Source organism: Bdellovibrio sp. HM001 (assembly GCF_055397275.1).
In genome coordinates, this window is the sequence record NZ_AP029174.1 from 2,355,877 (window position 1) to 2,369,709 (window position 13,833).

Annotated in this window: 11 protein-coding genes; 4 read left to right on the top strand and 7 right to left on the bottom strand. The window is 50.0% G+C overall.

The window, feature by feature from the left end; genetic code table 11:
• Positions 1 to 10: 10 nt before the first annotated feature.
• Genes ACZ5ZZ_RS11185 through ACZ5ZZ_RS11200 form a run of 4 tightly spaced genes read right to left on the bottom strand, consistent with a single transcriptional unit; the run spans position 11 to position 6,715 of the window.
• Positions 11 to 745, bottom strand: a complete 735-nt coding sequence (locus ACZ5ZZ_RS11185) for an Lcl domain-containing protein (RefSeq protein ID WP_464139401.1) — start codon at positions 743 to 745, stop codon at positions 11 to 13.
• A gap of 1 nt (position 746) precedes the next feature.
• On the bottom strand, positions 747 to 1,469 hold the full coding sequence (locus ACZ5ZZ_RS11190) for an Lcl domain-containing protein (RefSeq protein WP_464139403.1): 723 nt from the start codon (positions 1,467 to 1,469) through the stop codon (positions 747 to 749).
• 1 nt (position 1,470) lies between these two features.
• A complete protein-coding gene (locus ACZ5ZZ_RS11195; RefSeq protein ID WP_464139405.1) occupies positions 1,471 to 6,456 on the bottom strand; it encodes a beta strand repeat-containing protein in 4,986 nt (1,661 codons plus the stop codon).
• Positions 6,449 to 6,715, bottom strand: a complete 267-nt coding sequence (locus ACZ5ZZ_RS11200) for a hypothetical protein (protein WP_464139407.1) — start codon at positions 6,713 to 6,715, stop codon at positions 6,449 to 6,451. Before ACZ5ZZ_RS11200 ends, ACZ5ZZ_RS11195 begins: the two co-directional genes overlap by 8 nt.
• A gap of 262 nt (positions 6,716 to 6,977) precedes the next feature.
• Between ACZ5ZZ_RS11200 and ACZ5ZZ_RS11205 the strand changes: the two genes are divergently transcribed.
• Together ACZ5ZZ_RS11205 and ACZ5ZZ_RS11210 are read left to right on the top strand one after the other, a co-directional pair.
• Complete coding sequence (locus ACZ5ZZ_RS11205; protein ID WP_464139409.1) at positions 6,978 to 7,760, top strand: TIGR02147 family protein; 783 nt, start codon at positions 6,978 to 6,980, stop codon at positions 7,758 to 7,760.
• A complete protein-coding gene (locus tag ACZ5ZZ_RS11210; protein ID WP_464139411.1) occupies positions 7,757 to 8,830 on the top strand; it encodes a hypothetical protein in 1,074 nt (357 codons plus the stop codon). Before ACZ5ZZ_RS11205 ends, ACZ5ZZ_RS11210 begins: the two co-directional genes overlap by 4 nt.
• 4 nt (positions 8,831 to 8,834) lie before the next feature.
• Here the strand turns inward: ACZ5ZZ_RS11210 and ACZ5ZZ_RS11215 are convergent, their stop codons facing one another.
• From ACZ5ZZ_RS11215 to ACZ5ZZ_RS11225, 3 genes are all read right to left on the bottom strand, one after another.
• Positions 8,835 to 9,776, bottom strand: coding sequence for a YeiH family protein (locus tag ACZ5ZZ_RS11215; RefSeq protein WP_464139413.1), 942 nt, complete (start codon positions 9,774 to 9,776; stop codon positions 8,835 to 8,837).
• A 107-nt stretch (positions 9,777 to 9,883) separates the two neighbouring features.
• Complete coding sequence (locus ACZ5ZZ_RS11220; protein WP_464139415.1) at positions 9,884 to 10,429, bottom strand: hypothetical protein; 546 nt, start codon at positions 10,427 to 10,429, stop codon at positions 9,884 to 9,886.
• A gap of 139 nt (positions 10,430 to 10,568) precedes the next feature.
• Positions 10,569 to 12,113, bottom strand: a complete 1,545-nt coding sequence (locus tag ACZ5ZZ_RS11225; protein ID WP_464139417.1) for a M17 family metallopeptidase — start codon at positions 12,111 to 12,113, stop codon at positions 10,569 to 10,571.
• Positions 12,114 to 12,235: 122 nt separating this feature from the next.
• Between ACZ5ZZ_RS11225 and ACZ5ZZ_RS11230 the strand changes: the two genes are divergently transcribed.
• Positions 12,236 to 13,267 carry an endonuclease/exonuclease/phosphatase family protein gene (locus tag ACZ5ZZ_RS11230; protein WP_464139419.1) on the top strand — a complete coding sequence of 344 codons (1,032 nt, stop codon included), beginning with the start codon at positions 12,236 to 12,238 and terminating at the stop codon, positions 13,265 to 13,267.
• 102 nt (positions 13,268 to 13,369) lie between these two features.
• Complete coding sequence (apaG, locus tag ACZ5ZZ_RS11235) at positions 13,370 to 13,759, top strand: Co2+/Mg2+ efflux protein ApaG (RefSeq protein ID WP_464120665.1); 390 nt, start codon at positions 13,370 to 13,372, stop codon at positions 13,757 to 13,759.
• Positions 13,760 to 13,833: the final 74 nt, after the last annotated feature.

Here is a 13,833-nt window from a genome sequence, read left to right on the forward strand (position 1 = left end):
ATAGGTCGGATTAGAATCTGCGGATACAACGAACGTAATTAGGCCAATCCTTATTATTACCACCGGCGCTATGAAATTGTTGCCCATTCACTGTCTGTTGAACCCACTTAGTGTAGCCTGTGACCTCTGTTGAGGACTGATAAAATACAGTGCTACCCGGAAAGAAATCCTTCAGTAAACTCTCTTTTCCACCGTAACCGACACAGTTCGGTTCCTCTTGTGGGTATGCTACGTCGTGACCATTCTGTTCTGATTTGCAATAGATATAGGCCATTTCTGACTTACTTGGCAGGTACCAGTCATTGTACCCGGCAAAATTCAAGTCTTTGCAGTATTTCGCGGCTTTATAAGTCCCGCCACCCGGCGCTGTTGCTGCTGCCAAGATCGCGGTATTGGCATCTCCAAGAACCGTCGATTTAGCAGTCAGAGAAGTAACCACTTCCACCCCTGACGAACCGTAGTTGGCGGTTCCATCATTCCACGGCAAAGAAACCTCCGTCGATTTGGGTGCAACCATATACTTTGTTTTACCGCCATTATTTCCCGCATGACTAATACTGGTCGGAAGCACTCCGAGCCAGATCGTGCCATCTTTACAAACAGTCCCAATCGCTGGGTTGGCAGCCATGCAGGGATCCGGGAGGTTCACCGCTATCACTCCCACCAAAGGCATCATCGTCGGCGACGCCTGAACGACACTTCCCAAGAGCAATGGGCTAAACAAGCTTTGTAAAAGCAATCCCATCTTAGTATCTCCTGATACAGCGGACCTTGTTGCTGGCACTGACATCTGTTTTTAAGTAGCCATTATTTTGAAATCCGCCGGATATACTTTGGATCCAAGCGGCGCTGTTTGAAAACTCCGTGGACGTCCAATAATTGTAACCAAAACCAGTCAATATACTTTCTTTACCGCCATACAAGGAACAATTTGGATCTTCTGCAGGGTACAAAGTGTTATGTGTCTGAGGAACAGCTTTACAGTATATGAAAGCCATTTCTGATTTACTGGGCAGATACCAATCACTGTAGCCTCCGAAAACCAGGTCATCACAGTATTTCGCCGCAGGGTAATTTGTCAGGCTTCCCTTGGCCGCCACAATTTTTCGAATGTTCCAATCACCCAGTTCAGTTGATCGCACCGAAGCACTTGTGATCCTCTCTGCTCCGGAAATTTCTCCCCCTGGTCCCCAAGTAATCGACGAGGCACTTTCTTGGGCTAAAGGAGTGACCATGTATCTGACTTTCCCGCTATTTCCCTCGATCGTCGTATCAGTGCCAACAATAATCTCTGGCAAGACCCCCAAACTGATGGACCCACCAGGACAGGTGATCCCCAGAGGAGGACTGGGTAAAGCGCATCGATCCTGAGTGTTCGCTATCACCCCCACCAACGGCAGCATCGTTGGCGACGCCTGACCGACACTCCCTAAGAGCAACAGCAATACAAAAAAACGAGACCTCAACATTTTAGTACCCTGATGCCCAAGTAACATAGACAGTCGATCCGTCGTACAACAGCGTATAAATCGTATCTTTGCCTGCTGTTGTCGGACCATTGCCCGGAAGGTATTTGACGGCATAAGGGGTAAAGCTGTAGGTCACAGCATTTGTTGCGGCATTTCCGGTCACCACTATGGTATAACTAGCCCCTGGCGTCAGATTCGTAAGCTGCACCCCACAAGCACCCGCCGCAATTACATTGGAAGGTGATAGGCGAACAAAGTTACTTGTGGACATATCAAGCTGTGTACTTCCGCAGGTAAAGGTTGTGATAATGCTGTTGACGACGTTGCTAATTGCTCCGGAAACCTGAAGCTTGGAAGCAGGAGCTGCTGTTCCTATACCCACGTTTCCATTATTCGCAATTCTCATGCGCTCTAGATTAAATCCGGACTCTTTGGTCCAGAACAACATATCATACTGGGCCGAAGCCGTATTCATAGTCCGCATTCTAATTCCACCACGATCATTTCCTGCTAGGCGGAATTCAATCTCGGCCGTATTGCCGGCCACATCCGTGCCACTCTCATTAGAAATACCCACTATAGTGTTAGTAGATGCTCTGCCAACATAAAGAGGATAGCTTGATGAGTTGTCAAAACCGGAACCAACACCGAGTCCTGCGTTCGTATTGTTCCAAACAAGTTTGCTGGCCCCAGACATCACACCAGAGTTGTTAAACTGAATTTGCTTGTCGGCCCCCGCAGGTGCGGCAGAAACCCCCGTCAAGCCAGATCCGTCACCTTGGAAGGCTGTGGCTTTCACTGTACCCGCAACATCCAATTTTGTTGTCGGCCCCGTCGTACCAATACCAACGTTACCGGAAGCATCGATACGCATTCTTTCGTTATATGCCGTTGCACCAGTTTGCTGACCAAATACAATTGAAGGAGCATAAACGCCGGCACCTGTGTTGGAAATACTTGCGATATATGCGTTCTGAGCATTTCCCGATGAATTAGCTACTAATAGCTCTACATAAGCGCCCCTATTGTCGCCTGAAGAACTGTCTTTTACTCTCAGAGAAGGATAAAGACCATTTGGCACCGGACTAGCGTATGATGAGCTAGAACTGCTGTAAGAACCACTTGAATTACTCGAAACATCAAGAGCACGACCTGGGGTAGTATTCTTGACACCAACGTTTCCAGAGCGATTTATAGTTACTGAATCTGTATAGATAGTAAATGCATCATTATAGGCGCCCAGTTGAAGAGTCTGACTGTTGTTGCTAATAGAAAAATGCTTTAAATCAGCTCCTTGACTGGCGTCTGACAGCGTGATTCTAGAAGTTCCATTCTTAGATACTTGCAAAGAGCTTGCCGGACTCGCAGTTCCAATCCCCACGTTACCAGTGTTGTAATAGATGTTACTTCCTGAAGTCGTCCATTGAGAACCCGTCGGGATCGGAGAGTTACAGACCAATGAGCTTGTCCCATCTGAGGTACACATGCTGTTAGCGGTGATCCCCGTCACACCAATCAAAGGCACAGTGCCTGAGATCGTGCCGGTGTTTTTCGTTCCCGCTGTACCAATCCCCAAAGCTGTTTGAGCGCCGGCTTGTGTTGTCGCCCCAGTTCCGCCATTCGCCAATGGCACGATCCCAACGCTGAAGACTGTCCCAGCCAACGACAATCCAGTTCCTGCTGTGTAAGTGGTATCAGCATCTGCGGAAGGCTCCCATGTAGAAGTTCCGTTATTCCATTTTAGCACCTGTCCATTCGTAGGTACCGTTGCAGCCACAGAGCGATTCTGCAGCTTTTCAACTTTCATCGCACCGACAACCCCCGTCACATCACCCGCAAAGGTTTGATTCCCCTGAAGAGCCGTGCCAGCTGTTGTGCCGTAAGTGACTGTCGGAACCGCCACCCAGGAAACATCCGTTCCATTTGTAGTTAAGTATTTACCAGCATGGGTGGATTGTGGTGGCAAGACTGCATTTGCAGCGCCTGCTTGAGTTGTAGCACCCGTACCACCATTGGCGATGGATAAAGGTGCCCCCGACCAGTTGCTGTTGTTCACAGTTCCGGATGTTGCAAGCGAACTCAATGTTGTCCAACCTAAATTGCCGGAACCATCCACGGACATCACCTGATTAGCCGTGCCTTGTGTTGCTGGCAGACGCAGGACATAACTTGTCGCAATCGCCGCATTCGGTCCCGTCAAAGTGGCTGTGTTCGCGGACGTGCCCTTGTAAGCAGATCCTTTGGTGTTATCGAAAGTCAAATTCCCAGTCACGGTGTCACCAGCTTTATTCACCGGAGTATAACCCAATGCCGCAGTGACATCGGCAGAGACCGCAGTAGAAAGTGCGCCTGTACCCGTCGTTGATTTTAAAAGACCCGTCGCCAAGGCAGAAGTTCCCGCCGAGTAGTCAGTGCCGGCAGTCGCAGCAGAAAGAGCCGTGCCATTTCCTTTCACCATACCAGTCACGGTCGTCGACAGAGTGATGGCTGGAGTCGTCGTGGCAGTAGCTACGCTGCCCGCCAATCCATTTGCTGAAACCACAGACATCGTTGTCACAGTTCCACCCGTTCCACTGGCCGAGCTGATCATGTCCCAAGTAGCACCAGTATATCGGTAAACTTTTTTGGAATCCGTCGCGACAAATAAATCCCCGGTCGCTGGCGATCCTGATTTAGAGGCATCCAGACCTGAAGAGATTTTGCCCACACCACCGCCATTACTGACCAAACTGTCCGTGATCCCATAGCCCGTCAGAGTTGTTGGCTTACCAGTAGTGATTTTAGCCCAGTCCAAATTCGGAATATCTGTGGCCACAAGAGTAGTCCCACTGGTCACGCGACCTTGAGCGTCGGTTGTGACTTTCGTATAAGTTCCGGCTGTGCCTGTCGCCTTCAGTGTCGGATTCGGATAATTGCCCGTCAAATCCCCACCTGCAGATCCGGACGGAGCACGAGAGTCTGACAAACGAGCGTCCGTGGCCTGCACCACAGTCCCCGCCGTGGTTCCACCACTTGCAGCCAATTGTACAAGACCCTTGGCTGCTGTTGTTGCATCAGAAATATTTGCCGTGATCGTTCCCGTGGATGAACTGAACGTCAAAGCCGGTGTTCCAGAACCGATCGACGCCACAGTGCCTGAAGCCCCAGCATCGTTCGCACAAGTAAAGCTGGTGCCATTAAAGGTGATATACTGATTCGCTGCGCACGTAGGCATGGATTTATATTCCAACGCACTTCCCGCCGCATTCACCCCCAGCATTTGATTGGCCGTCCCTGCGGCACTTAAACCTGTACCACCTTTGGCGACAGGCAGAGTTCCCGTGACATTCGCACTCGCAAGACTCATTTGAATATCCTGACACTCAAATTTGTCTGTGATCGACGACCAACCCATTGTTTGGCTGGCCGTACAACTTGCAACATTGAAAGCCGAACCTGTCCCCAAGCTGTCTTTAAGCTCTGAAAGCTTCACATAATGGGGAACCCAACCTGTGCCCTCCACGTATTTCATAAACTTTTGATCATCCGTCGCTAGCGCTTTAGCCACTGGGATTTCATTGATCTTCACAACTTTCGGATTTGGCAAAGTTCCACTAAGATCCTGACCTAAGACAGTGGCTGACTGGAAGGCGCCAGTCAGGCGAGAATCATTGCCTTGCACCGCCTCCCCCGCTCCGGATCCGTATTTGACGGAAAAAGTTGTTCCCGTCAAATTCAGCCCTGTGCCCGCAACATAGGAGGTGACTGAAGGCAGTGCCACCCATTGCAACTTCCCTGCGCCATCAGTTTGTAAAACCATGTTGGCGTTTGCCGCATCCGTCATCGCTGGCCATTCAAGACTGTAGCCGCCTCCGCCAACAGGGTAAGTAAAGGTTAAATAATTTGTTCCGTTCCAAAGCTTCAGATTGCTTCCGGCAAGATTTGTCGCCGACACATTTGTGCTTTGCACATCAACGGTCAGTGTACCTGAAGTGATTTTGGTCGCAGGCAGCGCCGGAATATCGCTGTCAGCCAAGGTCGTCCCGGTCGTCACACGACCATATTTGTCGGTCGTCACTTTGGTGTAAGTGCCCTGGGTATTTAACTCCTCAAGACCCAGTGTGGCCGTTCCTGTGGTCGCCCCCCCGGTCAAACCGGCTCCGGCGGCCACTTCTGTTATCGTCCCGCCACTGGAAACCACGGGTTGCCAGGAGGCGGTGGTCCCATCCGTTTGCAGGTAGTGATTTGCTTTGCCGACCTGACTTGGAAGTAGATTCTGTAAAGCCCCTGAGGCTGTTGTAGCACCGGTCCCCCCTTGGGTGACGGGAACAGTGTAGCTGGCATCAAGCCCCTGAGCGGTCACGGCCGTCAGCGCACTGGCTGCGTTCACAGTTCCATCCGGATTGGTCTGAGACAAAAGATTCTCCAACTTCGTCGTTTGCGCCAAGACTATTTCCAAATTGACTTGCGTCACTCCTTTGCCCGTGTCCACCTGCAAGAAGTCATTATCGGCCTTGCCGTTCAAGGTTTCTGAATTCACCGCATAAGCCATCGCACGCATATTAAAATCAGCAAGCACGGGAATGCCATTAACAGCCAAATCAATTCGAAACTTGCGAACCCCGCTGCTGCTGGAAGGATTGAAACTTCCGTTAACACGAACTCCCCCTGCATCAATACACTTCAATCCATTACGAACTTTGGTGTTGTCCATGACTTCGGCCATCGTCAAACCAGGGTCATCGCCATCCACAACCCCTTGGCCAATGACCAGGTTGATATAGCCCTTGACGATATTGACGGAGCTGAACTCTTCCTCGCGCAAAATACAGTTGTTCGATGAAAGCACCAGGCCACGCACCGTGACTCCGGCAACCGATGGATAGTCGCCATTGGGAAGCCTGATCACCCCCTGAAAACTGATTCCTTTATGTGAAGGTCCGGCAGCAAAAGTCGATAGAGAAAACACACTGATACCGACGACATACCAATGAATGAATTTATTCATAGAACGCCCCTTCAATGACCACGTTATTAGACAGGATCTTTTTTTCAGAAATCTCCCCAAAGGCACCTCGAACAACCACACCTTTGTTGGTTGTAACAACCTCCGAGGCCACAAAATCAGGCTCCACTCGTTGAGATTCTGTCACGACATCTTCGTTCAAACTGGTGATGGAGGCCTCAAGCCCACAGCCCCCCAGGGCCACCGCCATCAATACGACCAGAAGAAATTTTGTGATCTGTGCTTTGCTGCCGACGTTCATGATTCACCTCACATATTTGTATCGGAAAGGTATAAATTTCGGCACAGGTGGAAGGACCAAAAAGCGCTCCCACCAAGTCAAAAACGCTGGGAGCAGCGTCCTCTTTCGCAAGCCAGATCGGTGTTTCGGGCGATCCAGTCATGAACAAAGAACCTTGTGAAATATTCAAAGCGCTCCCATTTAAACACAAATGGGAGCATCATCACGCACTGACTAAAACAAAACGATGACATCGTTTAAAGCCGTGTCTATAAAAGACTCAATGTCGTCTCATTTGGTTTTAAAAAGAATTATTAAAGAGAAGCAGTCAAACAACCCCCGAATGTCGCTTCGATTGATCGCTGCAAGAATGGGAATCTCTTCGGGGCGATTGTCTGAAATCCTCAATGCCAAACGGCCCCTGACCGCTTATTATGCCGACAAGTTCTGTACAGCACTGAAGCTTTCCGAGACTGACATCAGTGAGCTGCGAAGATCCCTGGTATCGCCCTCAGAAAAGCAGACCTTCGGGCCTGTCCTGGAAGAACATGTCGTCGAAAAACTGGCGGACTGGAAACCTTTTGCACTACTAAGCTTTTTCCAGACGACAATTTATTCTTCCATCCGCCATCGGCACAACACTCAGGGGCATCAACTTCTGGAAATAGCCAAACGCCTGAGTCTTCCTGTGCAGGAGTTAGAGTCACTGCTGGAGGCTATGACTATGGCCGGTCTGGTGGAGTGGGACGGCGGCGCCTGGGTCCCTTCCCATCAGGAAGCGACGACCGGATACGACATCCCCAGCCATGCACGCATGCAGGGCCTGCTGGGGGACCTGCAGTTGGCGCAGGAGAAAATCAAGACCGTCGGTGTTTACGAGCGTGACTTCAGCTCTATGACTCTGACCATGGATCCCAAGGATATCAACAAAGCCAAAAAGCTGATCCGCGATTTCCGACGTAGCTTTGTGCGTGTCATGGAGAAGGGCGCAAAAAAAAGTGTCCACCAGATCAATATTCAATTCTTCCCGCTGGTCAACTCGGACGAACCAAAGGAACCTTTATGAAAAGCCTGCTTTTTCTATTGTTAGCCTTTTCCAGCCAATCCCTGGCACTTGAATCTCATCCTCAGGGATATGAGCGTGGCAACGGTGGTTTTTTGATGTCCTGCTCTGGCCAAAGTTTTTTGGGGGCCGGCGTCTTTTCCGTGGACCATATCGAAGCCGCCTATTTACATGCGCTGCCGCCCGCAGAATCCCTGAAACTTCTGCGTGATGAAGTCGAGGTGGTTCGTTACATCCTGGGCAAACTGCACACCGTCAACCCAACACGGGCTCAGCTCTATAACCAATGGTTTTCGGAGCTTTTAAGCTCTCGAGAGTTCGTAAAGAATTTTTCCTTCCTTCCCCTGCCCGACAGCAGCACCACCATGATTCCTGAATTCTGCAAACAAGAGCAGGCAGCCATCTTCATCACGTCGCCCGTCACGAATAAAATGCGCTTTCTTTTCAATCAAAGTCTGTGGGAGCAGGCCTCCACATTGGACCGGGCCTACCTTCTGCTGCATGAGCTGATCTATCGCGAAGCTCTTCTGCCAGAAAACAACCACGTCAATTCCGTTTCTTCCAGATACCTGAATGCCTGGTTGTTTCACTCTGTCGAAAATCTGACACAAACGGAGCTGCTGAGGATCTTGCGTTCTTTACATTTTTCCCGTGGTGACTATAACGGGCTGAGCTTAAGACTTTTCATACGCACTCCCGAGGGAAATATGACTGGCGTTAGAATGGCTCCCATCATTTATTTCCCCGGCTCCGATCGGATTCACATTGCTCAATTGGCAGATTCATTTTCTGTGCGCATCGGTGATGAGATCTTTAACCGTGTCTGCAACGAAAGCTTTATCAATGAGAAGTTTTCAAGCTTTGTGGAGTTCTATCCCTCCGGCAAAATCAAAAAAATGGTCTTCCAAGCCACCGACGGCAACTTTCCGCCCAGCTATACGCCGGGCTATACCCAGACTCAATGCTCTTACCACGGCAAGAACAAACTGGAGTTCAACGAAGATGGTGATCTGGTCAGATCCTCCGTCGTTCCCGAGTCTTTCAGTGATGCCTATCGCACGGATCGGGACTGATATTCTAGTGAATCCATCCTAACAAGAGGGCGCCCAAGGTGGCGCCACCCACCAGCACCCAAAGTATCACGCCTTGCAAGAAGGGCTTGATTCCCACACTCTTCACCGTTTCTCGCGTCAGGCTAGAGCCGATCAGGAATAAGGTCACAACCAGTAAACGTTTGGAGACGGCGTTCACCACCTCACCGGCAGGTTTTAAAACCGGAATCCAGGTCACGATGGCTGCGGCAACCAGGAAGCCTAAAATGAACCAAGGGCGTTTCGCCTTGCCCTTTTCCCCCGTGGCATTAGTTTTCTTTGAGTAGACATAACCAATAACAAACGCCACGGGAACAATCCATAAAGCCCGCGCCAGTTTCACCGTCGTTCCCACCTGCAACGCTTCAGCCCCATACTGCATGGAAGCTCCGACCACAGAGCTGGTGTCATGAATCGCCAGCGCACTCCACAGACCGAACTGATGCTCCGTCAAGCCGAAGAAATGCCCCAAGGGAGGAAATACAAAGAGTGCCACAGCATTGAGTAAGAAAACGGTGCCTAAAGCCACGGACACTTCATGATGTTTAGCGCGGATCACCGGCGACACAGCAGCAATCGCACTGCCCCCGCAGATCGCAGTTCCTACAGAGATCAAAACAGACGTGTCCTGTTCAGTCTTCAAAAGACGCCCCAGCAAGATCCCAAGACACAAAGACAACGAAATTCCCACGACAGTGTAACCGACCCCCTGCAAGCCGACCCGCCCAATCACGTGCAAGTCCATCCCGGCCCCCATTCCCATCACGGCAATACCCAACAAGGAGTGAGTGATTTTACGGGTGTGATCCAGATAAGGATTTCCAAAAGCCAAAGCTACAAAAACGCCCGCAAAAAGGGCTACGCCAGAGGAAACAAAAGGAACCAAACTCACCAGAGCAACCAACGGAATCAGGATTCTCGCCAACATATTCAACCTCGCGAGTCCTTACTATGCGGTCGTTTTATGATCGACACAAATAAAAAGGCACGCTCAAAATCAGAGCGTGCCTTAGAATTTGAACTGATTAAGTGCCCTTAGAAAGTGTCGCAGCGAACGGCACCAACACAGTAAGAGGCATGCACACTGTCACCACACTGCTTACGAGCATTGTACTCTGCTTCGATCAGAGACTTCCCCTCGCCTTTGAAGGTTTTCTGATACCCGGTATCAGTCAACATACAAATCGCACCTGCAATCGGCCGCTCCTGGCGTGGGTCCGAACACTTCACAACCGCTTGACAGTAGCTGGCATGAACCGACTTCCCACAGGCTTCGCGAGCTGCGGCTTCCGCTTCAAGTTTTATGCGGCCTTTACCCAGGAACACTTTGTTATAGCCAGTATCGGTAATCAGGCAGGCTACCTCCTGCGCAGGCTCCGGGAATGGAGGAGGACGATGGCCATATTCCAAGTTAGCCAGGCGTTGATTGATTTGAGAAAGATTGGCTTCAAGCTGATAAACCCGGGTTTCCAACACACGGATACGCTCTTGAGAGTTGCGATCCTGAGCGCCAGCATTATGCGCAAAGAAAAAACAAGTTGCGGATAGAAGAAGTACCAAAAAATTTCTTATAGCTGACATCACGAAAACCCCCGTTTTTTGTACCTTCTTCACCCCATCAAAGAAGGTACAAAAATCCAAAGCAATTTTAAGGCCAACCCTTTCGGTGTCAGTGTGACGCCAAAAAAAAAGCTCCCCGAGGGGAGCTTGCAGAGAAATTCTATTTAGATGCTCGAGCGTTCAGGAACTCGATCAAGCACTGCACTGGCTGACCATTACCGCCGCTGGCAAGCAAGGCCCCTTGGGCTTTATCCGTCCAGGCATAGACATCCAGATGCGCCCATTTTTTTCCGCGCACGAATTTTTGCAGGAACAAGGCCGCCGTGATCGCACCACCGAAGCCGCCGCCGGAGTTTTTGCAGTCCGCAAATGGCGAAGATAGATCACCCCAGTACTTTTCAAACAATGGCATACGCCAGTTCAAATCCCCCGAACGCTGTCCGGCCTTGGTCAAAGCCGTCGCCAACTCATCGTCGTTAGAGAACAACCCGGCAATCTCAGCTCCCAAACCCACCTTGATGGCTCCAGTCAATGTTGCCACGTCAATCACGATCTCAGCTTCATCAGCGGCTTTCTGCGTGCAAGCCACATCCAAAACATCGGCCAGAACCAAGCGACCTTCCGCATCGGTGTTGTCGATTTCAACCTTCATCCCATTGCGAGCCGTGATGACATCACTTGGACGGAAGGACTTTCCATCCACCGCGTTTTCTGCCAAAGCCAGATAGAAATCCAGCGGACCTGGATAGTTACTTTCAGCCGCCCATTGAGCCAGGGCGATCACACTGGCCGCCCCACCCATGTCCTTTTTCATCAAGCGCATTGCGGAAGAAGGCTTGATATCCAAGCCGCCGGTGTCAAAGGTGATCCCTTTACCGACAAAGGCCACCGGCTTCAGTGAAGACTTCTTGGTTGGGCGGTACTTCAAGTGAACCATGCAAGGCCCGTGTTCAGCCCCCTGACCGACCGCCACGTGCAGTCCCATTTTTTCCTGAACCAGTTTTTTGGTGTCCCAGACTGTGATTTTGGTATTTTTCGGGAAGCCCAAACGCTTGGTCGCCATTTCCGCAAAAGATTTAGGATTTAGATCATTCGGAGGCAGATTCACCATGTGACGGGCCACATTGACAGCACGGGCACGCAGCATCGCATCCTTAACGACGGCTTTATCCCAAGCGCCCAAAGATTTTTTCAAGGCTACCTTTGGCAGATCGGCCAACTGTTTACCGTCAACAAATTGGCGGAAGCTGTAGGCCGCCATATCCATTCCCGTCAAGGCCCCCAAATCCTGAACACCTTCGGTGCCATGGAATTCAATTTGTACGGCCTTGATCTGCTGAGCTTTAAACTGCGCCACCAAAGAACCGAACTGATCACGCGCCCAGGTATAGGCCGCTTCATCAATCAGGCCATCATGTCCAACAGTCGCTTTTTTGCGCGGGCGCAGAATCCACACCGGCCCCTGCGCGCCAACGAAAGAAACGACTTCCTTTTCACTTTGTTTTAGAGCTTTGGACTGCCACTCCAAAGAATGGGTCCCGATCAGCGAAGAAAACTTCGCAGTGTCATCCACCCCTAAGAAATAAACGTATCCGGTGATTTCATTTTTTACTTTAAGTTCTTTTCCGAAGTCGAAAGTTTCAATCCAAGAATGGAATTGAAGTTTGCCGGATGACTTTGCTGCTGGAGCCGCTTTTTTTGCCACTGTCTGCCTCACTTTTATTTTTATGCGAAAGAAACCCCTCGGCTTCCGCCAGCATACGAAGCGATGCGGCAGAGTATGTTTTGAGGTGGCTTCTAGGGCGGTATGTTCCGTAAAATCATAATATGACGTGGACCGAGACCACAAACCTAAAATTTTGCTTACTCAATGCAGAGAACCTGTTTTTGATGTTTGATGGAACTCCGTCCAAGGATGTCTTGAATCTGAAAGAAACTCAGTGGCAACGTCTGTCCACGTCCGTCTATGAAAATAAGCCCCTGAAAAAGACCCTGGAAATCGCAAAGGCCCTTAAAGACATCAATGCCGATATTGTTATGCTGTGCGAAGTGGGTGGTTTGGAGTCTTTGAATAACTTCAACCTTCTCTTTATGGATGATGCGTATTCACCTTGTCTTATTGAAGGAAACTCTGAACGCAATATCGACGTCGGCTTTTTGATTCGCAAAGGTCTGCCCTTTTATTTTGACCTTCAGTCCAATAAAAATCGTCTGATCAACTATCTTTACCCCCATGAAAGAGACAGCCTGAATGCAGGTTATCCGGTCAAGGGTGGCAAGATCACCACAAGCCACAAGTTTTCCCGGGACGTTGTCGAGTTGAAACTTTTCAAAAAGGATCAGGACAAACCCTTCCTGATCATCCTGCTGACTCATTTAAAATCCCGCTTGGATCCCGAGCGCATTGATCCCAATGGATTTGAAAGACGCCAAGCCGAACTAAAGACCCTGCTGGATATTTATGAAGAACTGGGAACCACCCATCCCCATGTTCCCGTCATGGTGGCTGGTGACTTCAATGGCAATGCAAGCTCTCAGGGCACGGATGAAGAGTTCAAACATATCTACAGCCGCACACAATTGCGAGATATCTTGGAAGTTGCAGGTTTGCCCCCCGAAGAACGGGCCACCTTTTATCAGGTCCGCAGCGGCTCTCGAGCCGATGGGCGCCAGATTGACTTCGTCTTTGCGCCACCATCATTACAGAGCCATGTCAAACCGGGCTCTTGCAAGGTGTACCGTTATAAGGATGAATTCGGAATGGAACATGACATCCCACGAAACATGGATGCCAAGCTGAATCTTCCCTCCGATCATTATCCCTTGGTTTTCGAACTGACGGGGCTTCCACTTCGCTAATGGATACGCCGTACCTTTTTGCAACACGCCGCACTCCAAAAAAGATACGCACCATCTGTTGCTCTTGCCGGAAATCAGGGAAAGATTTATCCTGAGTTTCGTATGAGCATGCAAAAAACATCCGTCCCAGATTTTCAAATCTCGGCAAAAGTCGTCTATGTCCCTTCAGAATCCAAACCTGAAAAGGGTTATCACTTTTTTGCATACAAAATTTCCATCACAAATATTGGATCCTCACCTGCCCAACTGATGAGCCGTCACTGGATCATCACTGATGCTGCTGGAAACAAAGAGGAAGTCCGCGGCCCCGGTGTTGTCGGATTACAGCCTAAGATCCATCCCGGGCAGACTTTCGAATACGACAGCGCCTGCCCACTGAACACCTCCACCGGCAGTATGGTTGGACGCTATTTCTTCGTAGCCGAAAACGGAGAAAGCTTCAGCGTGGAAATCCCTGAATTCTATCTTGTGGCACCTTTGGCGCTGCATTAATTTCCCCATAATCCCCTTATTTGTTCGGAACAATTTCGAGGTCCAGTTTTATCCTTTTCACTGGAATTGAAAAA

Coding starts and splice junctions, on each gene's coding strand:
- apaG (WP_464120665.1), top strand. CDS start 13,370: ATGAGCATGCAAAAAACATCCGTCCCAGATTTTCAAATCTCGGCAAAA.
- ACZ5ZZ_RS11190 (WP_464139403.1), bottom strand. CDS start 1,469: ATGTTGAGGTCTCGTTTTTTTGTATTGCTGTTGCTCTTAGGGAGTGTC.
- ACZ5ZZ_RS11230 (WP_464139419.1), top strand. CDS start 12,236: ATGACGTGGACCGAGACCACAAACCTAAAATTTTGCTTACTCAATGCA.
- ACZ5ZZ_RS11195 (WP_464139405.1), bottom strand. CDS start 6,456: ATGAATAAATTCATTCATTGGTATGTCGTCGGTATCAGTGTGTTTTCT.
- ACZ5ZZ_RS11205 (WP_464139409.1), top strand. CDS start 6,978: ATGTCGTCTCATTTGGTTTTAAAAAGAATTATTAAAGAGAAGCAGTCA.
- ACZ5ZZ_RS11220 (WP_464139415.1), bottom strand. CDS start 10,429: ATGTCAGCTATAAGAAATTTTTTGGTACTTCTTCTATCCGCAACTTGT.
- ACZ5ZZ_RS11185 (WP_464139401.1), bottom strand. CDS start 745: ATGGGATTGCTTTTACAAAGCTTGTTTAGCCCATTGCTCTTGGGAAGT.
- ACZ5ZZ_RS11210 (WP_464139411.1), top strand. CDS start 7,757: ATGAAAAGCCTGCTTTTTCTATTGTTAGCCTTTTCCAGCCAATCCCTG.
- ACZ5ZZ_RS11200 (WP_464139407.1), bottom strand. CDS start 6,715: ATGAACGTCGGCAGCAAAGCACAGATCACAAAATTTCTTCTGGTCGTA.
- ACZ5ZZ_RS11215 (WP_464139413.1), bottom strand. CDS start 9,776: ATGTTGGCGAGAATCCTGATTCCGTTGGTTGCTCTGGTGAGTTTGGTT.